Annotated in this window: 29 protein-coding genes; 10 read left to right on the top strand and 19 right to left on the bottom strand. The window is 64.4% G+C overall.

The features are described from left to right. A partial coding sequence (locus tag ACR2J1_RS03695; protein WP_434018001.1) for an ABC transporter permease occupies positions 1–1,008 on the top strand: 1,008 nt, incomplete at its 5' end. Here the strand turns inward: ACR2J1_RS03695 and ACR2J1_RS03690 are convergent. The 3 genes from ACR2J1_RS03690 to ACR2J1_RS03680 form a co-directional block, all read right to left on the bottom strand. Then, positions 1,005–1,973 carry an NUDIX hydrolase gene (locus ACR2J1_RS03690; protein WP_434018000.1) on the bottom strand — a complete coding sequence of 323 codons (969 nt, stop codon included), beginning with the start codon at positions 1,971–1,973 and terminating at the stop codon, positions 1,005–1,007. The two genes, ACR2J1_RS03695 and ACR2J1_RS03690, sit on opposite strands and share 4 nt — an antisense overlap. 32 nt (positions 1,974–2,005) lie before the next feature. Next, positions 2,006–2,533, bottom strand: coding sequence for a tyrosine phosphatase family protein (locus ACR2J1_RS03685; RefSeq protein ID WP_434017999.1), 528 nt, complete (start codon positions 2,531–2,533; stop codon positions 2,006–2,008). Between the two features lie 88 nt (positions 2,534–2,621). Continuing rightward, the gene (locus ACR2J1_RS03680) at positions 2,622–3,236 is read right to left on the bottom strand and encodes a YfbR-like 5'-deoxynucleotidase (RefSeq protein WP_434017998.1); all 615 of its coding nucleotides are present in this window, start codon (positions 3,234–3,236) and stop codon (positions 2,622–2,624) included. 166 nt (positions 3,237–3,402) lie between these two features. Here ACR2J1_RS03680 and ACR2J1_RS03675 point away from each other — a divergent pair, with 166 nt between their 5' ends. After that, positions 3,403–3,645 carry a DUF2188 domain-containing protein gene (locus ACR2J1_RS03675; RefSeq protein ID WP_434017997.1) on the top strand — a complete coding sequence of 81 codons (243 nt, stop codon included), beginning with the start codon at positions 3,403–3,405 and terminating at the stop codon, positions 3,643–3,645. Here the strand turns inward: ACR2J1_RS03675 and ACR2J1_RS03670 are convergent. Together ACR2J1_RS03670 and ACR2J1_RS03665 are read right to left on the bottom strand one after the other, a co-directional pair. Further along, the gene (locus ACR2J1_RS03670) at positions 3,642–4,238 is read right to left on the bottom strand and encodes a DNA-3-methyladenine glycosylase I (protein ID WP_434017996.1); all 597 of its coding nucleotides are present in this window, start codon (positions 4,236–4,238) and stop codon (positions 3,642–3,644) included. The two genes, ACR2J1_RS03675 and ACR2J1_RS03670, sit on opposite strands and share 4 nt — an antisense overlap. Further along, on the bottom strand, positions 4,235–5,107 hold the full coding sequence (locus tag ACR2J1_RS03665) for a YgfZ/GcvT domain-containing protein (protein WP_434017995.1): 873 nt from the start codon (positions 5,105–5,107) through the stop codon (positions 4,235–4,237). Before ACR2J1_RS03665 ends, ACR2J1_RS03670 begins: the two co-directional genes overlap by 4 nt. A gap of 77 nt (positions 5,108–5,184) precedes the next feature. Here ACR2J1_RS03665 and ACR2J1_RS03660 point away from each other — a divergent pair, with 77 nt between their 5' ends. Further along, positions 5,185–6,525 carry a dihydroorotase gene (locus ACR2J1_RS03660; protein ID WP_434017994.1) on the top strand — a complete coding sequence of 447 codons (1,341 nt, stop codon included), beginning with the start codon at positions 5,185–5,187 and terminating at the stop codon, positions 6,523–6,525. On the opposite strand, the gene ACR2J1_RS03655 is transcribed toward ACR2J1_RS03660, so the two are convergent. Next, positions 6,519–7,199 (bottom strand): hypothetical protein, encoded by a 681-nt coding sequence (locus tag ACR2J1_RS03655; RefSeq protein ID WP_434017993.1) that lies wholly within the window; start codon positions 7,197–7,199, stop codon positions 6,519–6,521. The two genes, ACR2J1_RS03660 and ACR2J1_RS03655, sit on opposite strands and share 7 nt — an antisense overlap. A gap of 136 nt (positions 7,200–7,335) precedes the next feature. Between ACR2J1_RS03655 and ACR2J1_RS03650 the strand changes: the two genes are divergently transcribed. After that, entirely contained in the window at positions 7,336–8,004 is a 669-nt protein-coding gene (locus ACR2J1_RS03650; RefSeq protein WP_434017992.1) for a LysE family translocator, read from the top strand. A 7-nt stretch (positions 8,005–8,011) separates the two neighbouring features. On the opposite strand, the gene ACR2J1_RS03645 is transcribed toward ACR2J1_RS03650, so the two are convergent. The 4 genes from ACR2J1_RS03645 to ACR2J1_RS03630 form a co-directional block, all read right to left on the bottom strand. Continuing rightward, positions 8,012–8,269 (bottom strand): hypothetical protein, encoded by a 258-nt coding sequence (locus tag ACR2J1_RS03645; protein WP_434017991.1) that lies wholly within the window; start codon positions 8,267–8,269, stop codon positions 8,012–8,014. Between the two features lie 102 nt (positions 8,270–8,371). Then, on the bottom strand, positions 8,372–9,115 hold the full coding sequence (locus ACR2J1_RS03640) for a TIGR02301 family protein (RefSeq protein ID WP_434017990.1): 744 nt from the start codon (positions 9,113–9,115) through the stop codon (positions 8,372–8,374). Positions 9,116–9,156: 41 nt separating this feature from the next. After that, positions 9,157–9,588, bottom strand: coding sequence for an NUDIX domain-containing protein (locus tag ACR2J1_RS03635; protein ID WP_434017989.1), 432 nt, complete (start codon positions 9,586–9,588; stop codon positions 9,157–9,159). Positions 9,589–9,620: 32 nt separating this feature from the next. After that, positions 9,621–10,196 carry a hypothetical protein gene (locus ACR2J1_RS03630; protein ID WP_434017988.1) on the bottom strand — a complete coding sequence of 192 codons (576 nt, stop codon included), beginning with the start codon at positions 10,194–10,196 and terminating at the stop codon, positions 9,621–9,623. 100 nt (positions 10,197–10,296) lie between these two features. Here ACR2J1_RS03630 and ACR2J1_RS03625 point away from each other — a divergent pair, with 100 nt between their 5' ends. Further along, the gene (locus tag ACR2J1_RS03625) at positions 10,297–10,977 is read left to right on the top strand and encodes an SOS response-associated peptidase (protein ID WP_434017987.1); all 681 of its coding nucleotides are present in this window, start codon (positions 10,297–10,299) and stop codon (positions 10,975–10,977) included. A gap of 10 nt (positions 10,978–10,987) precedes the next feature. Then, a complete protein-coding gene (locus ACR2J1_RS03620; protein ID WP_434017986.1) occupies positions 10,988–11,869 on the top strand; it encodes a polyphosphate kinase 2 family protein in 882 nt (293 codons plus the stop codon). On the opposite strand, the gene ACR2J1_RS03615 is transcribed toward ACR2J1_RS03620, so the two are convergent. Together ACR2J1_RS03615 and ACR2J1_RS03610 are read right to left on the bottom strand one after the other, a co-directional pair. Next, on the bottom strand, positions 11,853–13,967 hold the full coding sequence (locus ACR2J1_RS03615) for an FAD-linked oxidase C-terminal domain-containing protein (protein ID WP_434017985.1): 2,115 nt from the start codon (positions 13,965–13,967) through the stop codon (positions 11,853–11,855). The genes ACR2J1_RS03620 and ACR2J1_RS03615 overlap by 17 nt on opposite strands. Positions 13,968–13,979: 12 nt before the next feature. Continuing rightward, positions 13,980–14,918: an L-threonylcarbamoyladenylate synthase gene (locus tag ACR2J1_RS03610; protein WP_434017984.1), complete on the bottom strand. Its 939-nt coding sequence runs from the start codon at positions 14,916–14,918 to the stop codon at positions 13,980–13,982. Positions 14,919–15,034: 116 nt separating this feature from the next. Here ACR2J1_RS03610 and ACR2J1_RS03605 point away from each other — a divergent pair, with 116 nt between their 5' ends. Together ACR2J1_RS03605 and ACR2J1_RS03600 are read left to right on the top strand one after the other, a co-directional pair. Continuing rightward, the gene (locus ACR2J1_RS03605; RefSeq protein WP_434017983.1) at positions 15,035–15,967 is read left to right on the top strand and encodes a histone deacetylase family protein; all 933 of its coding nucleotides are present in this window, start codon (positions 15,035–15,037) and stop codon (positions 15,965–15,967) included. A gap of 32 nt (positions 15,968–15,999) precedes the next feature. Further along, positions 16,000–16,257, top strand: a complete 258-nt coding sequence (locus ACR2J1_RS03600) for an exodeoxyribonuclease VII small subunit (protein WP_434017982.1) — start codon at positions 16,000–16,002, stop codon at positions 16,255–16,257. On the opposite strand, the gene ACR2J1_RS03595 is transcribed toward ACR2J1_RS03600, so the two are convergent. Together ACR2J1_RS03595 and ACR2J1_RS03590 are read right to left on the bottom strand one after the other, a co-directional pair. Continuing rightward, positions 16,254–16,661, bottom strand: a complete 408-nt coding sequence (locus tag ACR2J1_RS03595) for a cytochrome P450 (protein WP_434018002.1) — start codon at positions 16,659–16,661, stop codon at positions 16,254–16,256. The genes ACR2J1_RS03600 and ACR2J1_RS03595 overlap by 4 nt on opposite strands. 274 nt (positions 16,662–16,935) lie before the next feature. Next, positions 16,936–17,364 (bottom strand): cytochrome P450, encoded by a 429-nt coding sequence (locus tag ACR2J1_RS03590; RefSeq protein ID WP_434017981.1) that lies wholly within the window; start codon positions 17,362–17,364, stop codon positions 16,936–16,938. A 116-nt stretch (positions 17,365–17,480) separates the two neighbouring features. Here ACR2J1_RS03590 and dxs point away from each other — a divergent pair, with 116 nt between their 5' ends. Then, positions 17,481–19,409, top strand: a complete 1,929-nt coding sequence (dxs, locus tag ACR2J1_RS03585; protein ID WP_434017980.1) for a 1-deoxy-D-xylulose-5-phosphate synthase — start codon at positions 17,481–17,483, stop codon at positions 19,407–19,409. Between the two features lie 20 nt (positions 19,410–19,429). Here the strand turns inward: dxs and ACR2J1_RS03580 are convergent, their stop codons facing one another. The 3 genes from ACR2J1_RS03580 to ACR2J1_RS03570 all read right to left on the bottom strand — a co-directional run bounded on the left by ACR2J1_RS03580 (position 19,430) and on the right by ACR2J1_RS03570 (position 21,077). Next, complete coding sequence (locus ACR2J1_RS03580; protein ID WP_434017979.1) at positions 19,430–19,921, bottom strand: hypothetical protein; 492 nt, start codon at positions 19,919–19,921, stop codon at positions 19,430–19,432. Between the two features lie 84 nt (positions 19,922–20,005). Further along, on the bottom strand, positions 20,006–20,476 hold the full coding sequence (locus ACR2J1_RS03575) for an SET domain-containing protein (protein WP_434017978.1): 471 nt from the start codon (positions 20,474–20,476) through the stop codon (positions 20,006–20,008). A gap of 16 nt (positions 20,477–20,492) precedes the next feature. Further along, positions 20,493–21,077 carry an SET domain-containing protein gene (locus tag ACR2J1_RS03570; protein WP_434017977.1) on the bottom strand — a complete coding sequence of 195 codons (585 nt, stop codon included), beginning with the start codon at positions 21,075–21,077 and terminating at the stop codon, positions 20,493–20,495. A 164-nt stretch (positions 21,078–21,241) separates the two neighbouring features. On the opposite strand from ACR2J1_RS03570, the gene ACR2J1_RS03565 reads away from it, so the two are divergent. Further along, positions 21,242–21,952 (top strand): TlyA family RNA methyltransferase, encoded by a 711-nt coding sequence (locus ACR2J1_RS03565; RefSeq protein WP_434017976.1) that lies wholly within the window; start codon positions 21,242–21,244, stop codon positions 21,950–21,952. A 7-nt stretch (positions 21,953–21,959) separates the two neighbouring features. Here ACR2J1_RS03565 and aroC read toward each other — a convergent pair whose 3' ends face one another. Both aroC and ACR2J1_RS03555 read right to left on the bottom strand, forming a co-directional pair. Continuing rightward, positions 21,960–23,051 (bottom strand): chorismate synthase, encoded by a 1,092-nt coding sequence (gene aroC / locus ACR2J1_RS03560; RefSeq protein WP_434017975.1) that lies wholly within the window; start codon positions 23,049–23,051, stop codon positions 21,960–21,962. Between the two features lie 165 nt (positions 23,052–23,216). Beyond that, positions 23,217–23,688 (bottom strand): SDR family oxidoreductase (locus ACR2J1_RS03555; RefSeq protein WP_434017974.1); only part of this gene is annotated, 472 nt, incomplete at its 5' end.

Below are 23,688 nucleotides of genomic sequence, written 5' to 3'. Positions count from 1 at the left end.
GGCCTCTCCAACAGCGTGCAGGAGAACGTGCAGCAGAGCTTCGACGAGCATGGCGCCGATCTGACCGTGCGGCGGAGCGGCGTCGCCGAGCCGTTCGGCGGCACACTCCGCCAGACCCTCATCCCCGAGGTGAGCGCTATCCCGGGGGTGGAAGCCGTGTCCGGCCAGCTCATCACCTTCGCCGCCACCGACAACAACGACAGCGTGCTCGCCACCGGCTGGGCACCGGACAGCTTCTACTGGAAGGGCGTCCCGTTGGTCGAAGGCCGCATCCCCGAGCGGGGCGAAAGCAAGGCCGCCCTGATCGGCCAGGAGATCGCCCGCAGCCTGGGCAAGAATGTGGGTGACGATATCACCCTTCTCGGCGAGAAATTCCGTATCGTCGGCATCAGCAACTACACCTCTATCATCAACCGCAACCGCGTGATCGTCAGCCTCGCCGATCTCCAGGACATCACGTTCCGCAAGGGCGCCCTGACATTTCTATCGATCAAGTTGGACAATCCGGGGAGTGAGGCCGAGGCCGACCGCATCTCGCAAGCCATTGAGGGCTTGGGCAATCTCGCCGTGGCCAAGAGCGAGGCCATGATGCGCAACGACAGCATGATCGGGCTCTTGACCGCGGTTTCGTCGTCCATGGCGTGGGTGGCGATGCTGATGGGCGTGCTCATGGTCTTGAACACGCTGCTGATGGCGGTGCTGGAACGCACGCGCGAAATCGGCATCCTGTCGGCGATCGGCTGGTCGAAGGAACGCATCATGGGTGCTCTCGTGATCGAGGGCTTCGTCCTCTCGGTCCTCGGCAGCGTGCTTGGGATCATTCTCGGCGTGGCGGGGTCGATGGCCCTGAGCGCGGTGCCGGCCATCGGGTGTTATGTGGCGGTGCTTCCCACGCCGGGGCTCATCCTTGCCACGGCGCTCGCCGCCGTTCTCGGCATTCTCGGATCGTTCTATCCGGCCTGGGTGGCGACGCGGGCAAGCCCTGCCGCGGCCATGGAACGAGCCTAGCCGCGCCCCGCCTTGACCCGCAGACCCGGCGCCGGACGCTCCAGCACGACCTCGCGGCGGAAGCGATAGAGCCGCGCCGGGCGACCGCCGGTCGCGGTCGAGACATTGCCGGTCGGCTCGACGAGGCCGCCATGCTCGACGAGCCTCCTGAAATTTTGCTTGTGCAGCAGCGTGCCCGAGATGGCCTCGACGGTCTTTTGCAGATCGTAGAGGGTGAATTCGGGCGGCATCAGCTCGAACACCACGGGGCGATATTTCAGCTTGCCGCGTAGCCGGCCCATGGCGGTCGCAAGAATGCGGCGGTGGTCGAAGGCCATGGGACGGCCAAGCTCGGGCAGGTCCGGCCAGCGCTTGGCGGCTTGGCGGCCGTCTTGGGCCGCCTCCGCGACGAGGCCCGCTTCGTAGAGGAGCTCGTAGCGCTCCAGCACCCGCTCTTCGTCCCAGCCGCCATCGATGCCGAAGCTCACCCGCAGACGCTCGGCGCGGCGGAGTGGGCGTATAGGCTCGTTGGGACCCGGCGATTGCCCGGCCCAAGCCTTGAGTCGCGGCTCGATCTCGCTTGAGAGAATATCGGGCTTGCCGCCGCGCCAATCCTCCCAGGGGAAATAGGCGTACCAAGGCGACCAGTGCGAGCCCAAGAGCTCGGCGGTCTCGCCGCGGGTGAGCGCGAGATAGCCGATGGAGAGCATATGCGCGCCGTCTGGCTCCGCGTGGCGGCCGCGATCGCCGAAGGCGTAGAGCTGCTCGACATATCCAAGCTCGATCGCGGTCTGTCGCTGCACCCATTCGCGCAAGCCGATCTCGAGCGTTCGGTGCGCGCGCGGCGAGAAGGGGCCGAAGGGGAGCGCATCCCAGTCACCCGAGCCGGCGGTGCCCTGGCGCACCACGAGGATCTGCGGCTGCTGGTCACGCACGGTGACGATGGCCGCGTTCAGTCCAAGCTCGATGGGGGTCGTGGCGGCCATGCTCCTGGGGGAAGCAGCCTCTGCCATGATGCTTATGCGGCGTGCAGAGCGGGGAGGCTGAAAACCTGCGCCTCCTCGGCAAACTCCCCGCGGCCGATCTCTTCCACGGCCGCGACCATGCGGCCCTGCCGCGACAGCGCCTGATCGGCGAGCGCGACCAGACGGCGATTGGGATAGGCGGTCGGCGAAGCCTCGCGCAACGCCTGCGCCAGCCGCAGTTCTGCGGTCGCCGGATTGAGGGCGCAGAGCGAGATGAAGGCGGCCGCCGTCGAGCGGCTGATGCCGGCCCAGCAATGGATGAGGAGTGGCGCCCGGCGGTCCCAGTCGAGCGCGAACTGCACGAGGTCGGTGACGTGGTTTTCGCATGGCACGACCAGCCCAGGCTGCGGATCGCAGATATCGTTCATGGCGAGGCGAAGATGCCGTCCGGGCTGGATGCTGGGCGGCGTGTTGACCAGGGTCTCGCCGTTGATCAGGGTGACGAGATGGCCGACGCGGGCGTCCTCGATGGTCGCCTCAACGCAGCTCAAGGGAGCGACAAGGATGGTTTCTGCGGACATGACGGAGGTGAGCCTAGCGGGCTCTCTTGGCGAAATCAGGGTCGTGGCGGCCCTCGGCGGCATTGGCTCTCTCTAATGGGTTTGACGCTCATGAGGCAAGCGCATGGAAGCGTTTTAGGAACCGATCCTCCCCCTCATGGGCCGGAAGCGAATCCAAATGCGCGAGCCGCTTGACCAAGCCTGCGCTCAAGCCTTGCGGCTGGCCGAAAAAGCGCCGCGCCTCCTCCCGCGCGAAGCCGGCAAGGCCGATCGCCTCGTAATAGGCCGCGATTTTGTCGGCGCGTTTGAGCAGTTTTGTGACCTCCTCGGGAAGTTCCGCCGGGAGCCCGAATCGCAGGTGGATCGCCGCTGATAGTCTTGCCTCAAAAGCTTTGTAATCCAATGACAGCGCGGCCTTGAACGGGCTGATCAGATCGCCGATCACATATTCCGGGGCGTCGTGAATGAGGGCGGCGAGGCGGAACTGGCGGTCGAGCTTGGGGCTGAGATCATTGACGATCGCCTCCACTAGCAGGCTGTGCTCGGCGACCGAGAACGTATGCGCGCCGCTGGTCTGCCCGTTCCAGCGCGCGACGCGGGCGAGCCCGTGGGCGATATCCTGGATCTCGATGTCGAGCGGCGAGGGATCGAGCAGATCCAGTCTCCGGCCGCTCAGCATGCGCTGCCAGGCGCGCACGCCGGCGCTCGGCACGAGGTTAGCCATGTCTCCAACTGTCTCCTTGGGGCGAGATCGCAGCTAGTTCCTGCACAGATCCCGTGAATAACTGTGACCGCACTCGTGAAGAAATGGACGAATCTCACTCACAATAAGAATCATTGCATGTTATCTATCTGAAATCAGCACCACCAACTCGGCGATGGGGGAATGCATGGCACGGATACCCAAATTCACACTCGCACAAGACGCCAAGTCCAAACGCTGGGCGTTGAAGAAGGACGGGTCCGGCGAGACGGTGAAGACTTTCGCCACCAAGGCGAAGGCGATCAAGGGCGGCGTCCTCGAGAAGGCCGTCGGCAAGACAGGATCGGTCAAGATCAAGAAACGCGACGGCAAGATCCAGGAAGAGCGCACCTATCCGCGCAGCATGGATCCGCGCGGCTCCAAGGGCTAGCGGCCGGTCTTTCCGAGCTTTGCGCAGGCCGCGTGGCGGTGGCACGCGGTGAGGTGGTCGTTGACCATGCCGGTCGCCTGCATGAAGGCGTAGACGATCGTCGGCCCGCAAAACTTGAAGCCCCGCGATTTCAGGTCTTTCGCGATCCTGCGCGACAACTCCGTCTCGGCGGGGATGTCGCTCATCGCGCAGTTGCGATTGTCGATCGGCTTGCCCTCGACAAAATCCCACAACAGCGCCGAGAAGCCCGGACCAGTCTCCATGATCTCGAGCCAAGCGCGCGCCGACGCGACCGCGCCGTCGATCTTCATGCGGTTGCGCACGATGCCAGCATCCTGCATCAACGCCTCGACCTTCTTGGGGGAGTAGCGCGCGATCTTCTCCGGCGCGAAGCCGTCGAAGGTACTGCGGAAGGCCTCGCGCTTGCGGAGGATGGTGATCCAGGACAGCCCGGCCTGAAAGCCGTCGAGCACGAGCTTTTCGTAGAGGGCGCGGTCGTCGCGCTCGGGCACGCCCCATTCCTCATCGTGATAGGCGACGTAAAGCGGGTCCGTGCCAGGCCAAGGGCAGCGCTTGAGAGCGGAAGGACTCATGCGGAAGCGGCCGTCGGGACCTCGAAGCGGACAAAGGCCGGCCGCACCAAACGGAGATTCACGCCGCCGGCCACGAGGGATTTCCCGGCAGCCAGAGCTTCCGTAGCGCGATCGAGGCGGAGCAGAGCGAGCCCGGAAGCGCCGCTCACCGAGCCGAGGCTTCCGATAGGCATGCCGCCAGCTTCCACCTCGGTGCCGGAGCCGGGTAGGCCGGCATCCCCTTTCACCTTCACGATGCGTTTCCGTGCTGTGCCGCGATGCTCCATGCGCGACACGACCTCCTGGCCGACGAAGCAGCCTTTGGCGAAATCGACGCCATGCAGCTGATCGAGCAGCGCCTCATGCGGAAATGTGTCGCCATAGGCAAAATCGCGCCCGCCCTCGGGTACACCAAGCCCGATCCGCAAATGGTGGTAGGCATCGTCTCCGGCGACCTGGCAGCCGAGGGCTTCGATACCAACGCCGTCAGGCAGCACCATGCGGTAGCCCAACTCAGGCAGCCGCGGGTCGGGATAGGCGAAGACGCCGCCGGGTGCAGCGGGGGCTTGGCCCCAGACCGCCGCGACCGCGAAGCCCGGCTCCTCGGTGATCGTGACCTCGGCCCGCAGCCGGTAGAAGCCGAGCCGTTTTGCAAGCTCGCTCGCTGCGCTGCGCGGACCGTCGAGCAAGAAGCCGTCTCCAACGGGCACGACGAAGAAATCGAACAGGATCTTGCCTTGCGGGCTGAGCAGGGCGGCATGGATCGCGGTCCCGTCCAGCGACTTCTCCATATCGCTGGTGATCAGCCCTTGCAGGAATTTGCGAGCATCGGCGCCGCCGATACGCACGACCGCGCGATCGGGGAGGATCGCCGCATCGCAATGGCTCATGTCTCGCTCTTCTGCTACCAAGGCAGCGCACATCTATTGGAGCGGGCGTGAGCCTGCAAGCGGACCCAAAGTCTCCCTTGGCTGAAGCGTTCGATCTCGTCGTCAAAAATGGCACCCTCGTCAACCATGCGGGCGAGGGGCTGGCCGATATTGGCGTCAAGGACGGCCGGATCGCCGCGATCGGCACCCTTGATGCCGGCGCCGCCGGCGAGGTCATCGACGCCAAGGGCCTGCATGTTCTCCCCGGCGTTATCGACACCCAGGTGCATTTCCGCGAACCCGGCCTCGAGCATAAAGAGGACTTGGCCACGGGCAGCCGCTCCGCAGTGCTTGGCGGCGTCACCGCGGTGTTCGAGATGCCGAACACCAAGCCCGAGACCACGAGCGAAGCGGCCCTTGCCGACAAGGTGAGGCGCGGCCGGGACCGCATGTTTTGCGACTTTGCCTTCTTTGTCGGCGCCACAAGCGACAACATCGAACAGCTCCCCGAGCTGGAACGCCTGCCGGGGGCTGCGGGGATTAAAGTTTTCGTCGGCTCCTCGACCGGCGATCTGCTCGTCGACGATGAGGAGACGCTGTCCCGCATTCTCCGCACCATCAGGCGCCGCGCCGCCTTCCATGCCGAGGACGAAGCGCGGCTCAAAGAGCGTGCCGGTCTGCGCCGCGATGGCGATCCATCGAGCCATAGCGAGTGGCGCGACCCGATCGCCGCTCTTGCCGCCACCGAGCGCCTGCTGCGCCTTGCCACCGAAGCGGGCGCTCGCATTCATATCCTCCATGTCTCTAGCGCCGCGGAGATGGAGCTGCTTGCGCTGCACAAAGATGTCGCGAGCGTCGAGGTAACGCCGCAGCATCTGACGCTTGCCGCAGATGAAGCCTATGCCGCGCTCGGCACCAGGGCGCAGATGAACCCGCCTCTACGCAACCGTCAGCACCAAGATGTGTTGTGGTGGGGTCTCGACCAGGGTGTCGTCGACGTGCTCGGCTCCGACCACGCGCCGCACACGCTCGACGAGAAAAGCGGAACCTACCCCGCCACGCCATCGGGCATGCCTGGCGTGCAGACGCTCGTGCCGGTCATGCTGGATCACGTCAATGCGGGGCGCTTAAGCCTTGCGCGCTTTGTCGATTTGACGAGCGCGGGCCCGCAGCGCCTGTTCGGCATCGCCGGCAAGGGCCGCATCGCGGTCGGCTACGACGCCGACCTCACCATTGTCGACCTCAAAGCCGAGCGCGTCATCGAGAATGCCTGGATCGGCAGCAAATGCGGGTGGACGCCGTTCGCCGGGCGCAAGGTGAAAGGTTGGCCGATCGGAACCGTCGTGCGTGGCGGGGTCGCCATGTGGGACGGCGAGGTTAGCGGCACAGCAACGGGGCAGCCCGTCCGCTTCGGCGAGGCCCTGCCGGGGAGCTACTGAAGAAAATAGTGCCACACGCCGGCGGGCGAGATGCCGAGTCGATAGTAGTTGTACTTGCCTGACTTCTTCATGGCGACGGCGACATCGGGCGGCACCGCGCGATAGAGTTCGACCTCTTGCGCAGGCGTGAGCGTCTTGAGATCCATTTCCGCGAAATACGGCCAGACATACATCTGGCTTTTGTCCTTGCCCGCGAGCACGCCGCCGGCGGAGAGAATATTCAGCATCGCCGCAAGCACGTCCCTGCCGTCGCCGTCGGCGGAATCTTTTTTCCAATGCGCGATAGGATCGTCGACATGGGCGCTTGCGACCATCGGCTTCAGCTCGTTTGTTTCCAGGACGGAACGCATTCGTTCGATGTCCCCGCTCTGTGCCGCGTGACCGATCTCGCCGAGCATGCGCTGCACGGGGTTAGGCAGCGTGCTCGGATCGTAGATGACATCCTTCCCCCCGGCGGATGCCGGCGGGGTTTGCTCACGCGCCGGCGGGTTCGTAGGCGGCAGCGAATCCTCCTTAAGGGGCTCCGGCGCGGTCTTGTCTTTGGCCGCTTCCGTGGTGCCGCCGCCGCCCGCACCAGCCGGCGGTGACGGGTCTTGCTCGGCGTAGACAACGAGGGCAGCGCCCGCTACCAATGCGGCGAAGACGATAAAAATGGCTCCGTTGCGGCGATTCATGCATCACTCCCGAAAAGGCCGGCCAATCTTGCATATCGGCGCGTGCACGTCGCCCCCCTTTAATGCGTCTCCCGCGCCGACCGCAACGCGGCGTGGCGCAATCCTCTCAGCTTTACATAACGGCGCATAGGCCGCCTTGCAGACCGGCGCGCATATCGTGCTGTCCGGTATCCAGCTGATGCTCGCAGGCATCGGTATTGGAGTGCTGGTGGCGGCCCCGATCGGACCCGTCAACGTCCTCTGCATTCAGCGCGCCGCCTCGCGCGGCTTCTGGGGCGGCGTTGCCGCGGGCATCGGCGCCGTTCTCGGCGACGGCCTCCTGTCGGCGATCGCTGCCTTCAGCATGACCGCCATCTCCGACGTGATGGTCACCTATACCGGCGTGATCCAGCTGATCGGCGGGATTGTGCTCATGGGCTTCGGCATCGGTCTTGCGCTCGCCAAGCCGGTACTCAAGATCCCCGCCGGCGAAAAGTCCCGCCTCTGGGCGCATACCGGCATCATCCCGCAGACCTTCTTCCTTACCATCACCAATCCGGGCGCCATTCTCGGCATCGCGGCCATCATCGGCGGCCTCGGCTCGCTGATGGGCGGGCTCGATACATATTTCGAGGCGCTGCTGTTGGTCGTGTCGATCATGTGCGGCAGTCTGCTGTGGTGGCTCGGGCTGTCCGAACTGATCGCCACCATTCGCCACAAGCTCACCGAGCGCCGGCTGCAGATGATCAATTGGGGTGCCGGCCTTCTGCTGCTCGTTTGCGGCGCCGTGCTCGTGCTCGACCTCGTCTGGCAATTTATCCGCTAGGCGGACGCTACTGCGAAGTCTGCTTCAGCGTGAATTCGCCGTGATGAATGCGGCGGGACAGGCCTCCGGCCATTTTCGCAACCGCATCCTCGCCAAAGACGCTGATGAGGTCAGCGAGCGCTGCAAACAGGGCGGCGTTGGCGAGCATTTCCGGCTCGATGCCGTCATGCAGCGCCTCCTCCCATGCATCGAGGATATATCTCAGCGCCGCTTGCTTCTGAGGGTTGTCGTCCGATGAGGTTCGTAATCGTCGCGCTTGGCGCAACTTGAAATTCCCTGTGTTCTTCGGGCTGATTGAGCGATGTCACACTTACACCGCTCTTCTGCCTCCAGAAGGACAGAGTGAACTAACGGTTAATCTTCATCCCTAATCGGGAGGCTCGACCGGTACCGGAGCTTTCTTTCGCCTTTTCTTGCCTTGCACCGGCGGGGCAGGCGCGGGAGCCTGTTCGGCCTGCGCGGCCGGTTTGGCGCTATTGGCCTCAGATGCGTTTTCCTTGGGCTTTATGCCGAGATCGCCCTCCAGGGCGGCGTCCGGGGAGGCGCCCTCGACGGGCGCGGTTACCTTCGCTTGGCTCGCATATTCGGAAGATTGCGCGAGAGCCGCTGCAATGCGCGCGCCCTCGGTGCGGAAGCGTGTGGTGGCGAGCGTGGCTGACGGCGTGCAGGAGCGGTAGGTGCGCCGATAGCCGCGATAGCCGTCATTGAAGCTGCTCACGAGCTTGGCGCGACGCACCGCCGTCGTCCCCTCATGCTTGAGAATATCGCGCATCTGCTCCCGCCAAAGCTGCCCCTCCTGCGCGCCGCAAAGTTCGCGCAGATAATGGATGGAGCCGAGAATCTCGGCGAGCCGAAGGAGCTTGTTGTCGTAGGGCCGGTCATCCGGCGGCGGCGGGATCGAGCTCTCTTTCGGAACGATGGGCGGAAGTTCGTCGATCGGCGGCGGCCGCGGCTTGACCACGCGCGGCTTCGGGCGTTGGCGGGGGCGATCGTCGAGCCAGCGCGGGAAGAAGAATTGCGCCTCGGCAACCGGCACATAGGCAAGCATGGCCGCCGCAAACAGCAGGGGCCCAAACCCGAGCGCAAGGACGCTTTTCCCCCGGAGTATCATGGCTCCTGGAGTAGACCGCATTCGTGTTGAAATCTAGCCGTTCAACACGCCAGCAAACGCTCCGCCGCGCGTCGGATGAGGGAGGCGGTGCCTTCGGTCATGAGCCGCGTTTCCAGGGTGTCCAGGGCGACAAACTGCGTTTCTTGGCTGTCGCCGCCAGACCTTGGCGCTCCGGCCACGTGGCGCCCATAAAAAACCGTTAGCCGATAGAAGCCGCCCTCAGGCTCGAGGGCCGGAATTTCGACCCTATCGAGCATGCCGACGATCTCAGCCGTCACTCCCGTTTCTTCCTCGAGCTCACGCAAGGCTGCCTCCGCCGCGCTTTCCTCAGCCTCGATCTTGCCGCCCGGCAGGCTCCAGCGTCCGGCGTAAGGCGCCCGGCCGCGAAGCACGAGAAGGACAGCACCGTCCTTGAAGACGGCGATGCTTGCGCCATCGAAGAGTTTAAGTGGTGCTGGGGTGGAGGAAGGCATCGGCGAGCGAGACGGGCCCGCGCGAAAGCTGGCTAACGCTGATCGAACAGGGCGTCGACCCCGGCCTGGCCGCCGACATCGCCGCTGTCGCCCGGATCGGGCATGACCTCGCCGTTGGCGATGGCATTGGCTTGATCGATCAGGGCGCGCAGCCGCGCAGCACCGTTTTCGCAGGCCGATCTCAGGCGGTTTTCGTCGATCTTGCTTGCCTCGTTGAGCTCGGACGAGACCTCCGCCACGAGGGTGACGGCCTCGCCATGCAGCTTCGCGACGGCGTCGTCAAAACGCGCGCGAATTTTCGGCGGCGCCCGATGATAGGCGGCGATCGCGAGGTTCTTGTCGCGGAACCCTGATGCGGAGAAATGCTCTTCGTAAGTGAGCGGATGCCAGGCCATCAGATCGCCCGAAAAATCGCTAGGCTCAGACGAGACCGCCTCGAGCAGCATCACAAGCTCGTGGAAATGGTTGAGATAGTCGGTGGTAAGCAGGGTCGATTCGTTGATATTGGTGCCCGGAACATGCGAGCGGAAATGCCCGACCATGGCAGAGCGAAACGCGGAGACGATATCCTCGCGGCTTACGTCTTCGCGGATTTCTATATGATCCATTTCGTCACGTTTTCGGTCGGGAAACATGGCTTAAATATGTGACTCTGCACTGCTCGCAGTGTTGCCTCAGTATGATTGCCAAAGTGTTACGTTCGTCCCGATGTGCTCACGCTACAGCCTGACCCTGCCGCCGGAAACGGTGCGCGCCTATTTCGGCTACCGCGACACGCCGAATTTTCCGGCGCGCTACAATATCGCGCCGACGCAAGACATCGCCGTCATCTGCGTCGACAAAGAGGGGAACCGCATCTTTCGCCTGATGCGCTGGGGTCTTCTGCCGCACTTCGTCAAAGATCCGAAAGCGTTTCCGACCCTCATCAACGCGCGCTCCGAGGAGGTGCTTTCCAAGCCGTCCTTCCGCAATGGCATGAAATGGCGCCGCTGCCTCATCCCCGCCGACGGCTTCTACGAATGGACCGGCCCGAAGGGCGGCAAGCGTCCCTTCCTGCTGCATCCGAAGCATGGGAAGCCGATCGCCTTTGCCGGAATTTACGAGCGCTGGAAGGATGCCGACGGTGGCCATATGGACACCGTAGCGATCTTGACCTGCCCAGCCAACGACGTCGTCGCGCCCTTGCATGACCGCATGCCGGTGGTGCTGCCGCCGGAACATTTCGCGGCATGGCTGGACGTGCAGGGTACGGAAGGAAAGGATGCGGTCGCTTTGCTCAAGTCGGCGCCCGAAGACCTTTTCGAGGCGATCGAGCTCAATCCCAAGATCAACAATTCCAACCTGGATGAAGTGGGCATCCAGGAGCTGTTGCAGGGCCAACTGCTGTAAGGTCGATTCCATGCTCCCTTCGGAAATCATCGAGCGCTACCGCATCCGCAAGGGCGAGAAGTTCCGCCTCGATGACATTGACCCCGGCGACACCGCGGGCCTCGATATCGACAAGGCGGAAGCCAGGGAACTCCTCGAGGCGGGCGTGAAACGCCTAAGCGGCTTGCAGGAGCGCCTCTATGCCGACCGGCGCTGGGCCCTTTTGATGGTCCTGCAAGGGATCGATACCGCCGGCAAAGACGGCGTCATCAAGCAGGTGATGTCGGGCGTCAATCCGCAAGGCTGCCATGTAACTTCTTTCAAGGCGCCGAGCGATCTCGATCTTGATCACGACTTTCTGTGGCGGACGACGGTCGCGCTGCCCGCGCGCGGCCGCATCGGCATCTTCAACCGCTCCTATTACGAAGAGACTGTCGTCGTGCGCGTGCACCCCGAGTTGCTCGCGCGGCAGCGCCTGCCCGAACAACTCGTCACCCCCGACATTTGGAAGCAGCGCTTCGAGGACATCAACAATTTCGAGCTTCACCTCGTGCGCAACGGCACCATCCCCATCAAGTTCTATCTCCACATTTCCAAGAAGGAGCAGTTGCGGCGGCTGCTTGCCCGCATCGACGATCCGAACAAGAGGTGGAAATTCGCGCATGGCGACGTGGAAGAGCGCGCTCTCTGGGACGCGCACGCGCACGCTTACGAAGAGACCATCCGCCATACAGCGACCCCGGAAGCTCCGTGGTATGTCGTGCCCGCCGACCACAAATGGTTCACCCGCCTCGTGGTGGCGGCCACGCTGGTCGAGCATTTGAAGTCGCTCGATCTGCATTTTCCCAAGCTGAGCGATGCCGAGATCGAGGCGCTGGCAAAAGCCCGCGCGGTGCTTACGGCGCCGAAATGACGAGCAGGATGGCGATGCCGTCATGCCCCTTGCCGCCGACGGTTTGCAGCGCGGTCGCGCTCACGCGGGGGTCGGCGGCGGCAAGATCGTAAAAGCAGCGGATGCCCAGCACATTGCGATCATTGCTCTCCGCATCGATCACAGCGCCCTCGCGGACCACATTATCCACGAGGATGAGACTGCCCGGCCGCGAGAGCTTCACCGCCCATTGGAAATAATCGGGTGTGGTCGGCTTGTCGGCATCGATGAAGATGAGATCGAATGGAGCTTCGCCGGCGAGCGTGGGCAACGTCTCGATCGCGCGTCCGACGCGGATCTCCACTTTGTCGGCGAGCCCGGCGCGCGCAAGATTGCTGCGTGCCACCTCGGCATAGTCGGCGTTGGCTTCGAGTGAGATGACCTTGCCGTCGGTGGGGAGCGCACGGCCGAGCCAGATCGTGCTGTAGCCGCCGAGCGTGCCGATCTCCAGGATCTTTCGCGCTCCGATGGCTCGCGCGAGCAGCATCAGCAGCTTGCCCTGGTTCGGCGCGACATTGATCTCGGGCAGGCCGGCGGCGGCGCTCGCTCTAAGCGCCTCGTCGAGAGCGGCGTCGTCCCCCACGAAGCGTTCATTGATGAAATCGTCGACCTTGCTCCATGTCGTGTCGGTCATGCCTCGGTCCGACAGCACCTTGCCGGGATTGAGAATGTTGTTGGGGTCGAAGGCAGCCTTGATGCGCCGCATCAGCTCAAGCTCGACAGGCTGCTTGGCATGCGCGAGCAGGTCGCGCTTCAGGCGCCCGATGCCATGCTCCGCACTGATCGTGCCGCCGAGGTCGAGGACGATCTCATGTACCGCTGCATTCAGCGCGTCCCACTGACTGAGGAAGATGGCGCGTTCCATGCCGGGTGGCTGGCTGATATTATAATGGATGTTGCCGTCGCCGAGATGTCCGAACGGCACGGGCCGAGCGCCGGGGACCATCAACTCCACGATCTGATTGGCGCGCGTTATCAGCTCCGGCACGCGCGCGACTGGCACCGCAACATCATGCTTGATGCTGCCGCCTTCGGCGCGCTGCACCTCGCTCATCAGCTCGCGCAGGCGCCAGAGCTCGGTTGCCTGCTTTAGTGAGGAGGCGACCACCGCCTCCTGGATCTCGCCGCCCTCGACGCCCGCTTCGAGCAGGCTCTCAGCGATCGGGATGAGCGTATCGCCCGCGCGCGGCGAGGTTAGCTCGAAGAGAATGTACCAGGGATGCGGGCTGGGCAGCGGATCGCGCGTGTCATTGCCATGCTTGAGCACGAACTCGATGCCGATGCGCGGCATGATCTCGAGGGCCGTCAGCGCGGCGCCGGCATGGTCCGACGCACGCGAGAAGAAAAGCGGGGCGCGCTCCAACTGGTCGAGCCCGACAAAAACTGTCACGGCCTCCGCGGGCTTTGGGAACAGGCGCAACACGGCAGCGGTGATGATGCCGAGCGTGCCTTCGGAGCCGATGAACAGGTCTCTGAGATCGTAGCCGCTATTGTCCTTGCGCAGCGCGCGCAATCCATTCCAGACGCGCCCGTCGGCGAGCACCACCTCCAGGCCCAGCGCAAGATCGCGCGCACTGCCGTAGGTAAGAACGGCCATCCCGCCCGCATTGGTCGCAAGCACGCCGCCGATCTGGCAGCTTCCCTCAGAGGCGAGGCTCAAGGGAAATAGTCTGTCGGCGCTCGACGCCACGCTTTGCGCCTTGGCGAGAACGAGCCCCGCCTCGACGGTCATGGTGTTACCCTCGAGGTCGATGCCGCGCACGCGGTTGAGACGCTCCAGACACACCAGGACCTCATGTCCGCTTTCGAATGGGATCTGGCCGCCGACAAGGCCGGTATTGCCGCCTTGCGGCACGATCGCCGTACGCGTCTCGTTGGCGAGGCTCAGAATGGCCGCAACCTCGTCGGTCGTGGCTGGCTTGAGCACGAGCGCGGCATTGCCGCGGTAGCGGTCGCGCCATTCAACAAGATAGGGCGCCATCGCGTCGGCATCGCGGATCGCGTGATCCTCGCCGACTATGCGGACGAAACCATTGATCGTCTCTTGGCTTGGCGGTCGCTGGCTCGGTTCGCGCGTCATCGTGGCTGAGCGCTAGCGCGCCTTCGCGGCGCGCCGCAAGCGGTCATTGATCGCAGCACCCAGCCCCCGCTCGGGAATAGGCATGACGGCAATGGCTTTCGCGCCGTCCGCGTCGAGCTTGCGCAAAGCGGTGAAGAGATTTGCCGCCGCCTCATTGAGGTCGCCACTGGCGCTGAGATTGAGCGTAGGGCCAGAAAAGCCTGAGCCATCGGGACCGAAGGCGAGCAAAGCCTCGCCCTTTTGCGCCGACGTCGCGTCGAGGCGCAAGGACGCGCGAAGCCCATAGCGATTGCCGCTTTCGGCCGGGGCGCCTGTCTCCGCCAACAGCAAGCGCTCACCCAAAACATCCTCCAGCTCCTCGCGCGGCAGCGCGCCGGCGCGCAGCAGCGTCGGTCTTGTCCCATCCAGGCCGATCACGGTGGATTCGACGCCGAGGGGGCATGGGCCGCCGTCGAGGATCATCGCCGGCCGCTCGCCAAGCTCGGCCTCCACCTGGGACGCGGTCGTGGGGCTGATATGTCCGGACCGGTTCGCGCTCGGCGCCGCAATCGGGACGTTGGCCTTGGCGAGAATGGCTTGCGCCACGGCGTGCCCGGGCGCGCGAAGGGCAATGCTATCGAGGCCGGCGCTGGCAAGCTCGGCAATGGCGCAAGGTTGGCGCCGCTTCAGGACCAGCGACAGGGGCCCGGGCCAGAACGCGGCCGCAAGATTGTGCCCCTGCTCCGTGACGACCGCATAGGTCTCCGCCGCCGCCAGGTTGGGAACAAGGACGATCAGCGGATTGAAGCGCGGACGATCCTTAACGGCGAAAAGCTTCGCCAAAGCACTTCCATCCAGCGCATTGGCGCCGAGCCCATAAACGCCTTCGGTGGGGAAGGCGATGATCTCCCCCCGCAACAGCGCGTCGGCGGCTTGCTGGATCGCTTCTTCGCTGGCGGCGATGACGGGCATGATGCGGCCTCTCGCTAAGATTAGCCCATTTCGCGCCTTGTCACGGTCTGGTCAAGCCAGGGCCGAGCGTGCTTAGTCTCCTTCCAAGATCACGCTTAAGGACAATACGACGCGAAATGACGACGCTCCTCCTCAGCCATCCCGCTTGCCTTGAGCATGATACGGGCATTGGCCATCCCGAGCAGCCGGCCCGTCTGCGCGCCATTCAGGATGCTCTCTCTGGCGACGCCTTCAACGGCCTGAAGCGCGAAGAGGCGCCCCGCGCCACCCTTGCCGTCATCGAGCGGCTGCATCCGGCGTCCTACGTCGAGGCGATCCGCGCCGCCATGCCGGAGCGCAATCATAAATGGCTCGATCCCGATACGGTGGTGTCGCCCGGGAGCTGGGAGGCCGGTTTGCGCGGCGTCGGCGCCGCCATCCGCGCGGTGGATCAGGTCATGGCGGGAGCGGCGGAGAACGCCTTCTGTGCCGTGCGACCGCCGGGGCACCATGCCGAGCCCTCCCGCGCCATGGGATTTTGCTTCTTCAACACCGTCGCCATCGCCGCTCTGCATGCCCGCGCCGCCCATGGCGCGGAGCGCGTCGCGGTTATCGATTTCGACGTCCATCACGGCAACGGCACCCAGGCCGCCTTCGAAACCGACAAGAACCTGTTTTACGGCTCAACCCATCAGATGCCGCTCTTCCCCGGTACCGGCGATTTAAGCGAGACCGGCGTCGGCAATATCTTCAATGCGCCGCTGCGGCCGGGCGACGATGGCGAGAAATTCCGTGACGCGTTCCGCTCGCGCATCCTGCCGGCGCTGAACGATTTTTCGCCGGACTTCATTCTTGTCTCCGCGGGCTTCGACGCGCACCGCATGGACCCGCTGGCGCAGCTCCGGCTCGAGGAAGAGGACTTCGCCTGGGTCACCGACAAGCTCCTGGAGGAGGCCGCGAAGCATACAGGCGGCAAGCTCGTGTCGACTCTGGAAGGCGGCTATGACCTCGGCGCGCTGGGGCGGTCGACCGCGGTCCATGTGCAGGTTCTGATGGCGGCCGCCTCTTGATCGATACCGCCGGAACGGGCTAAGCCTCGCCCATGGCCCAGGAACCAGATCACACCGACATTAACGCGATGAGCTTCGAGCAAGCCCTGAAGGAGCTCGAAACCATCGTCGATCGTCTCGAGAAGGGCGATGTCGAGCTCGAAGCCTCGATCCTGATCTACGAGCGCGGCGAGGCCTTGAAGATCCATTGCGACGGCCTTCTGTGCAAGGCTGAAGCCAAGGTCGAAAAGATCTCCCTCAACCAGAACGGCCAGGCCACCGGCACAGAGCCTCTCGACGTCGAGGACTAGCGGACGGCTAGCCGAGCATTGTGACTTTGAGCCTGAGCCCGCCTCTGGGACGGAGCGTCACGCGTGCGAAGGGTACCGGCACCTCGCCCTCCGGGAGCCCGAAACGCGCACTGGCCAGCAGCGTCGCTTGGCGCCGGCGGATAAAGCCGCATCGCTTCCTGGGAGATCGCTTCCAGCAGGCTCAACTGCTGCACATGCTCGCTCGTGATGGGAGCCCCGCCTGTAACCTTTAGCACCTCCTCGCGGGCACGCTCCTGCCATTCAGGAAACAGCGCCAGCAGATAGAGCGTCCAGGTCAACGCTTGGGCGATCGTCTCGTGTCCCGCCATGAGGAAGGTCACGACATTGTCGACGATGAGGCGGTCGGGCATCGCCTGACCCTTGGAAGGATCGCGCGCGGCGATGAGGCGCGAGATAAGGTCGCCGCGTTCCTCGCCGTCGCCAGCGTCGCGACGCTTCGCGCAATGCGTGTCCCGCGCGGCGCATGCGCAAGAAGCCCGGATGCGGTGTGAAGCGCGGCATATGCAGGATAGTCAGCGCGAGCTTCCACGCCGACTCCGCGAGGAACGCCGATCCGGCTTGCTCGATGACATGCCGGTCTTTCTCTGCGAGATTTGCGCCGAGAACCGTATCTTGCAGCGCATGCAAGGCCGCGCTCGTCATGTCGCGGTCGATAGGCTACTCCGCGCCCGGCCGCGCCTCGCCCCAGCGCCGCAACGGCGCCGCGCAGGCACGCCCGAAGGCCAGCGTGAAGTTGAGCATCTCCTCGGCGCGGAACAAGGGCGCGGCGAGACGGCGCTGCCAGCGCCAATCCTCGCCCTCCGCGGAGAGGAGGCCGCCGCCGATCGCGTCCCCGAGCACATCGTCATAAAGCGACTGTTTAGAGTAGCGGTCGCTGTCGGCGAGGAGGACGGCTTGAATCAGGTCCGGGTCCATGATGAAAGCGGTTTCGATCCCCAGCCAGCGATAAAAAATGGAGGGTTGTTCGAAGAAATCGGTGCCCCAGGCCGCAATCGGATTGGCGATCTGCCGCGCCACGAGGAGTGGAAACGGGAGCCGGCCCTGCGGCGGGATTGGCAGGTCTTGGATGAATCCGGCTCTTTTCATGGCTTTAAGACACGCTCCGGCCGAAATGCGAGGGTAGTTGAAACCTTGGGCCTGGGTCGATAAAGCTGCCGCAGGGTGCGACCTTGCCCCTCTCGTCAGCTTCCCCAAGTGAGGCAATGACCGCCGTAACTCCTACACCGCTGCTCGACCGCGTGCACACGCCAGAGGACCTGCGCGGGCTGGACGATCACGACCTGCGGCAGCTTGCCGAGGAACTCCGGCAAGAGACCATTTCCGCGGTTTCGGTGACTGGCGGCCATCTCGGCGCTGGCCTCGGCGTGATCGAGCTCACCATCGCGCTGCATAAAGTCTTCGATACGCCGCGCGACAAGGTGATCTGGGATGTCGGCCATCAATCCTATCCGCACAAGATCCTGACCGGACGCCGCGACCGCATCCGCACGCTGCGCCAGCCTGAGGGTCTTTCGGGCTTCTGTAAGCGGGCAGAAAGCGACTATGACAGCTTCGGCGCCGGCCATTCCTCTACATCGATCTCGGCGGGGCTTGGCATGGCGGTCGCCCGCGATCTTGCCGGCGACACCCATAAAGTCATTGCCGTGATCGGCGACGGCGCCATGAGCGCCGGCATGGCATATGAGGCGATGAACAATGCGGGCGCGATGGATTCGCGCCTGATCGTCGTGCTCAACGACAACGACATGTCGATCGCGCCCCCGGTCGGCGCCATGAGCGCCTATCTGGCGCGGCTGATCTCTGGCGGCACCTATCGCCGGCTGCGGCGCTGGGCGAAGGAGCTTGCGCACAATCTTCTGCCGACGCGCTGGCAGCGCCGTGCGGCGCGCGCCGAAGAATTCACCCGCGGCTTTTGGACCGGCGGCACGCTGTTCGAGGAGCTCGGCTTCTATTATGTCGGCCCCATCGACGGACATAATCTCGATCATCTGCTGCCTGTGCTGCGCAATGTGCGCGACATGAAGAATGGGCCGGTGCTCGTGCATGTCGTCACCCAGAAAGGGAAGGGCTACGAGCCCGCTGAGATTTCCGCCGACAAGTTTCACGGCGTCGGGCGCTTCAACGTCGTCACTGGCGCGCAGGAAAAGCCGGCATCTTCACCGCCGACCTATACGTCCGTCTTCGCCGATGCGCTGATCGAGGAAGCGCGCGCCGATGACAAGATCGTCGCCATCACCGCCGCGATGCCCTCCGGCACCGGCCTCGACCGCTTCGCCGAGATCTTCCCTGCGCGCACTTTCGATGTCGGCATCGCCGAGCAGCACGCGGTCACGTTCGCCGCAGGCCTTGCGGCCGAGGGCTATAAGCCTTTCGCGGCCATTTACTCGACCTTCCTCCAACGCGCCTACGATCAGGTCGTGCATGACGTCACGATCCAGAAGCTGCCGGTGCGCTTCGCCATCGACCGCGCGGGGCTCGTGGGCGCCGATGGCCCCACCCATGCCGGCGCCTTCGACGTCGCCTATCTGTCCTGCTTGCCGGGCATGGTGATCATGGCCGCGAGCGACGAGGTGGAGCTTGTGCATATGGTTGCGACCGCCGCCGCGATCGACGATACGCCGTCCGCGTTCCGCTATCCGCGCGGCGATGGGACCGGCCTCGTATTTCCGCAGCGCGGCACGCCGCTTGAGATCGGCAAAGGCCGCATCCTGCGCGAGGGTTCGACCGTGGCGCTGCTTTCCTTCGGCGCGAGGCTGCCTGAGTGCATGGCTGCGAGCGAGCAGCTCGCGGGCTTTGGTCTCTCAACCACGGTCGCCGATGCGCGCTTCGCAAAGCCCCTCGATCTGGGGCTGCTGCGCCAGCTCGCAGCGCATCACGAGGTGCTGGTGACCGTCGAGGAGGGCTCGAGCGGCGGATTCGGTGCGCAGGTGCTGCATGCGCTGGCGCGCGAAGGCCTGCTCGACCGCGGCCTGAAGATCCGCACCATGACGCTGCCGGACCGCTTCATCGAGCAGAACAAGCCTGCCGCTATGTATGCAGAGGCCGCGCTCGACGCCGCAGGCATCGCCGCGACCGTCTTTGCGGCCTTGGGCAGGGATGCGGCGGGCGCCGAGATCGTACGGCTCGCTTAAGCGCGGCCGCGCGCGCGTCCTTAGTCAAGCTTGCAATCTTTGGCGAATTGGGTGACGGCGGCTTCGCGTCCGGCGTCCGACAACGTCTTGGTCGTAAATCCGAGCTTGACCGTCACAGGTCCGGGCGAACGCAGCACCGTGAGAATGGGCTCAGGCGGGACCTCGCCGGATTCGGCGAACATCGAGCTCGTTTTGCGGTCGATCGAAGATTCGCCCGCGACCGACAGCGTCTCGCTTCCCGCCGAAAGCTCGATGGTGAGAGCTTGCCCGGGCCGCTTGCCTTCGATCACGCCGAAGATGTTGAGCACCACGACATCCATTTCATTGAAGCAGGACAGTAAGAAGACCGGGTTCTTGGCGGAGTCGAGCGAGCCATAGGCAAGCGACACGGAATTGCCGTCGCTTTTTTCGGTCCAGATCAGCGCCTCTTCGCCTTGCGCGAAGGTGGCGGGCACCGCGGCGGCAAGGGCGAGGGATGCGAGGAGACAGGCTTTGTTCTGAATCATCGTCATCGCAATGCTTTCAAGGCCGATTGGGTTGCAATGGGCGCAAACTATCACGGCGACGCGGACCGTGCGCGGCGGCAAAACTCTTGCTTAACCAGGGCTTAGGGGCGCCTTCGTGGATCTTCGACGACTAGCGCAGCGCGCCGCGCCATTACCGTTCGACGGAGCTGCCAGGGCCTCCGGGCCTGTGAAGAAGCCCCGGAAGGTCGGATCGAACTCGAAATAGTTGCAGGTGATCTCGTCACCGGCGGCAATATCGACGATCGCGAAGCCGCGATCGAAGATGCGGAAGTCCGTGTTCGGCGTCTCGCTGTGATTCATGTATTTGCCGTTGTCGCTATCGAGCACAAGCACGCCAGGACGATCCATGTGTGGATAAGCGTACCGCGCGAGGTATTCGCGCATATGCGGCGGCAACGTTTCGATCTCGCTCTCCGCGATGAAGACGTCGAATCGCGGGTTGAGCAGCCAGAGCATGTGTCCGCGCGCCACAGGCTCAGCGGCAAACACGCCGAAGCCCTGAATGGGACTGTGCGAAACATAGGTGTCGATCATGAGCATCGGTCTGCTCCCCCGATCAGGCCGAAGCGCCGCTGGTCTCGCGGGCCACGGTCTCAACGTTACGCCGCCGTCTGAACCGGCGCGGCAGTGCTGACTGCAAAGCATCGATGCGGCGTTGAAGATAAGGCGAGAAGTGACCGGCATAGCGAGCCCACAAGGCGGGATTGCGCCAATCGTCACCCGTCACCCGGCGGCGGCAGACATGCGAGCCGCAGCCGCAGTCGAATTCGTCGTAAGGCGACCCATCGCACATGGCGTAGTCGATGCTGACCTGCTCGCCGGGAAGAATATGCCGCAAGGCAATGATCGTGATCTGTCCGTCGAGGCCGCAATTGGGATCGCAGCTGTGATTGATGAAATCCGGAGCTTCATCCGCCGTCAGCGAGGCGAGATAAAGATCCTCCTCGATCTGAACGGTATGGCTCCTGATCTCAGGCGGCAATTCGTCCAGCGCGTGCGCGTGCACGATGCAGCCGCTCCACACGGCGACGACCTCGCCGGGAGCAATTGCTTCCCGGGCGAACACCGCCTTGCCGCGGACTGAGTCATGATTTTGGACGTCGCATTTTTCGGTAAGATAAGCCGTCGGACCGTCGTTCACGAGGCCTCCGCGAGTGCGCGCCGAGCGGGGCGCTTCGCAGTATAAAGGTGGCGGGTGCCGGCCGCTCCCGGCTCGGCATCCGCCGCGCGGGATCTCCCGTCGCGGCCGAAGCATATGAGAACCTTATTTGCCCATCTACAAAAAAAACGGCTCGATCAGGTCTAGTGGAACGCGGGCTGGCGCCGTCCCGTTCCCAGGCCGCCGACCTTGTCCGCCGTGGCTGCGTCAGTGTCAACGGGGGGCCGGCGGCAAAGCCCGGCACGCTCGTGGGGCCCGAGGCGGATCTCGCCGTCGCAGCAGACGCTTCTCCTTACGTCTCCCGCGGTGGGCTGAAGCTCGCAGCGGCGCTGGAGGCCTTCGGATTGGACCCTACGGATCGCGTGGCGCTTGATCTTGGCGCGTCTACGGGCGGGTTCACCGACGTCCTGCTCGCGCGGGGGGCGGCTAGAATCTATGCCGTGGATGTCGCGCCTGGTCAGCTCCACCCGCGCCTTGCCGCCAAAAGCCGCGTGGTCTCGCTGGAAGGGATGGACGCCCGCCACCTGGATCAATGCTCCATCCCGGCGGAGATCGGAGCCATCGTCGCCGATGTGAGCTTCATCAGCCTCACGCAAGCGCTACCCGCGGCGTTTCGACTTGCCGCACCCGGCGCCTGGCTGGTGGCGCTGGTGAAGCCCCAATTCGAGGCAGGCCGCGAGGCGGTCGGCAAAGGCGGCGTGGTGCGGGATCAGGCCGACCGCGACAGGGCGCTGGCCCGGGTGCGGGATTTTATCGGCGAACAGAAGGGATGGACCGTGCTTGGCGGGATCGCCTCTCCGATTCGCGGCGGCAGCGGCAACCAGGAATTTCTCCTCGCCGCGCGGCGCGACGGTTGACCCGGCGCTAGCCCTGGCCCGTCTGCCCGCGATGGCGGAGGTAATGGTCGGCTAAAACGATCGCGAGCATGGCCTCGCCGATCGGCACGGCGCGGATGCCCACGCATGGGTCGTGCCGGCCCTTGGTCGAGACGTCGGTGTCGTTGCCATTGGTATCCACGGTACGCCGCGCCATGAGGATCGAAGAGGTCGGCTTCACAGCGAAACGCGCCACGATGGGCTGCCCCGTCGAGATACCGCCCAAGATGCCGCCGGCATTGTTGGAAAGAAATTCAGGCGTGCCGTCTCTGCCCATGCGCATCTCGTCGGCATTGTCCTCGCCGGAGAGAGAGGCCGACGCAAAGCCCGCACCGATCTCCACGCCCTTCACGGCATTGATGCTCATAAGGCCGGAGGCGATGTCCTGATCGAGTTTGGCGTAGATCGGCGCGCCGAGCCCCGCAGGCACACCGTCGCCGACAACCTCGATCACGGCGCCAACCGACGAGCCACTCTTGCGCACGCCATCAAGGAACTCAGCCCAGAGAGCAGCAGCCTTGGCATCCGGGCAGAAGAATGGATTGCGGTCGATCTCGGCCCAGTCCCAGTTCGCGCGATCGACCTTATGCGGCCCAACCTGCACCAGCGCCCCGCGTACCTTCATGCCCGGCACGACCTTGCGCGCGATGGCGCCGGCCGCCACCCGCGACGCCGTCTCGCGCGCGCTCGCACGGCCCGAGCCGCGCCAGTCCCGCACGCCATATTTGGCGCGATAGGTGAAGTCAGCATGCCCCGGGCGGTATTTGTCTTTGATGTCGCCATAGTCCTTGGAGCGCGCATCCATATTCGCGATCTCGAGCGCGAGCGGCGTGCCGGTCGTTACCTGCACCCCGCTCTCGTCGGTGAAGACGCCGGAGAGGATGCGGACCTGGTCCGGCTCCTGCCTCTGCGTTGTGTAGCGCGACTGGCCGGGCCGGCGCTTGTCGAGATAGGTCTGGATCTCGTCTTCGGAGATGGGGATGCCGGGAGGGCAGCCATCGACCACGCAGCCGATCGCCGGCCCGTGGCTTTCGCCCCAGGTCGTCATGCGGAAAAGGTGACCGAACGTGTTGTGCGACATGGCTTCTTTTAGGAGCGTGGGTGAATGGCGTCCAGGTGAGCGAGGATAGCGCCGAGTTCGCAACAAACTCTTTCGTCATTCCGGCGGAAGCCGGAATCCAGGAGCAAAATGTGTGGAACCTGCATTATGGACCCCGGGTTTCGCCGGTGACCCCTGCTAAGGAGCCTACTCTTTGCCCACCGCGATATCGGGCGACTCGACGCTCTTCATGCCGATGACGTGGTAGCCGGCGTCGATATGCAGGACTTCTCCGGTCACGCCGCGCCCGAGGTCGGACAGCAAGTAGAGCGCGCCGCCGCCGACCTCCTCGATGGAGACGGTGCGCTTTAACGGCGCGTTGTTCTCGTTCCATTTCAAGATGTAGCGGAAGTCGGCGATGCCGGATGCTGCCAGCGTCTTGATCGGCCCGGCGGAGATGGCGTTGACGCGGATGCCGCCTTTGCCCAGATCCGAGGCAAGATACCGGACGCTTGCTTCGAGCGCGGCCTTTGCCACCCCCATGACGTTGTAGTGCGGCATCACCTTCTCGGCGCCATAATAGGTGAGAGTGAGGAGCGAGCCGCCATTCGGCATCAGCGCCTCGGCCCGCTTGGCGAGCGCGGTGAAGGAATAGCAGGAGATCAGCAGCGTCTGCACG

This window comes from Methyloceanibacter sp., assembly GCF_050999895.1.
GTDB lineage: Bacteria > Pseudomonadota > Alphaproteobacteria > Rhizobiales > Methyloligellaceae > Methyloceanibacter.
Note: the sequence above shows the minus strand (reverse complement) of the source record. Positions and strands in the feature narration are given on the sequence as shown.

Excerpts from the sequence above, each read along its gene's own strand:
- ACR2J1_RS03655 (WP_434017993.1), bottom strand. The coding sequence starts at position 7,199 with ATGAATCGCCGCAACGGAGCCATTTTTATCGTCTTCGCCGCATTGGTA.
- ACR2J1_RS03665 (WP_434017995.1), bottom strand. The coding sequence starts at position 5,107 with ATGAGCCATTGCGATGCGGCGATCCTCCCCGATCGCGCGGTCGTGCGT.
- ACR2J1_RS03685 (WP_434017999.1), bottom strand. The coding sequence starts at position 2,533 with ATGTCCGCAGAAACCATCCTTGTCGCTCCCTTGAGCTGCGTTGAGGCG.
- ACR2J1_RS03620 (WP_434017986.1), top strand. The coding sequence starts at position 10,988 with ATGCTCCCTTCGGAAATCATCGAGCGCTACCGCATCCGCAAGGGCGAG.
- ACR2J1_RS03580 (WP_434017979.1), bottom strand. The coding sequence starts at position 19,921 with ATGACGATGATTCAGAACAAAGCCTGTCTCCTCGCATCCCTCGCCCTT.
- ACR2J1_RS03640 (WP_434017990.1), bottom strand. The coding sequence starts at position 9,115 with ATGATACTCCGGGGGAAAAGCGTCCTTGCGCTCGGGTTTGGGCCCCTG.
- ACR2J1_RS03600 (WP_434017982.1), top strand. The coding sequence starts at position 16,000 with ATGGCCCAGGAACCAGATCACACCGACATTAACGCGATGAGCTTCGAG.
- ACR2J1_RS03605 (WP_434017983.1), top strand. The coding sequence starts at position 15,035 with ATGACGACGCTCCTCCTCAGCCATCCCGCTTGCCTTGAGCATGATACG.
- ACR2J1_RS03590 (WP_434017981.1), bottom strand. The coding sequence starts at position 17,364 with ATGAAAAGAGCCGGATTCATCCAAGACCTGCCAATCCCGCCGCAGGGC.
- dxs (WP_434017980.1), top strand. The coding sequence starts at position 17,481 with ATGACCGCCGTAACTCCTACACCGCTGCTCGACCGCGTGCACACGCCA.
- ACR2J1_RS03630 (WP_434017988.1), bottom strand. The coding sequence starts at position 10,196 with ATGGATCATATAGAAATCCGCGAAGACGTAAGCCGCGAGGATATCGTC.
- ACR2J1_RS03625 (WP_434017987.1), top strand. The coding sequence starts at position 10,297 with ATGTGCTCACGCTACAGCCTGACCCTGCCGCCGGAAACGGTGCGCGCC.
- aroC (WP_434017975.1), bottom strand. The coding sequence starts at position 23,051 with ATGTCGCACAACACGTTCGGTCACCTTTTCCGCATGACGACCTGGGGC.
- ACR2J1_RS03670 (WP_434017996.1), bottom strand. The coding sequence starts at position 4,238 with ATGAGTCCTTCCGCTCTCAAGCGCTGCCCTTGGCCTGGCACGGACCCG.
- ACR2J1_RS03635 (WP_434017989.1), bottom strand. The coding sequence starts at position 9,588 with ATGCCTTCCTCCACCCCAGCACCACTTAAACTCTTCGATGGCGCAAGC.
- ACR2J1_RS03680 (WP_434017998.1), bottom strand. The coding sequence starts at position 3,236 with ATGGCTAACCTCGTGCCGAGCGCCGGCGTGCGCGCCTGGCAGCGCATG.
- ACR2J1_RS03575 (WP_434017978.1), bottom strand. The coding sequence starts at position 20,476 with ATGCTCATGATCGACACCTATGTTTCGCACAGTCCCATTCAGGGCTTC.
- ACR2J1_RS03615 (WP_434017985.1), bottom strand. The coding sequence starts at position 13,967 with ATGACGCGCGAACCGAGCCAGCGACCGCCAAGCCAAGAGACGATCAAT.
- ACR2J1_RS03610 (WP_434017984.1), bottom strand. The coding sequence starts at position 14,918 with ATGCCCGTCATCGCCGCCAGCGAAGAAGCGATCCAGCAAGCCGCCGAC.
- ACR2J1_RS03690 (WP_434018000.1), bottom strand. The coding sequence starts at position 1,973 with ATGGCCGCCACGACCCCCATCGAGCTTGGACTGAACGCGGCCATCGTC.
- ACR2J1_RS03675 (WP_434017997.1), top strand. The coding sequence starts at position 3,403 with ATGGCACGGATACCCAAATTCACACTCGCACAAGACGCCAAGTCCAAA.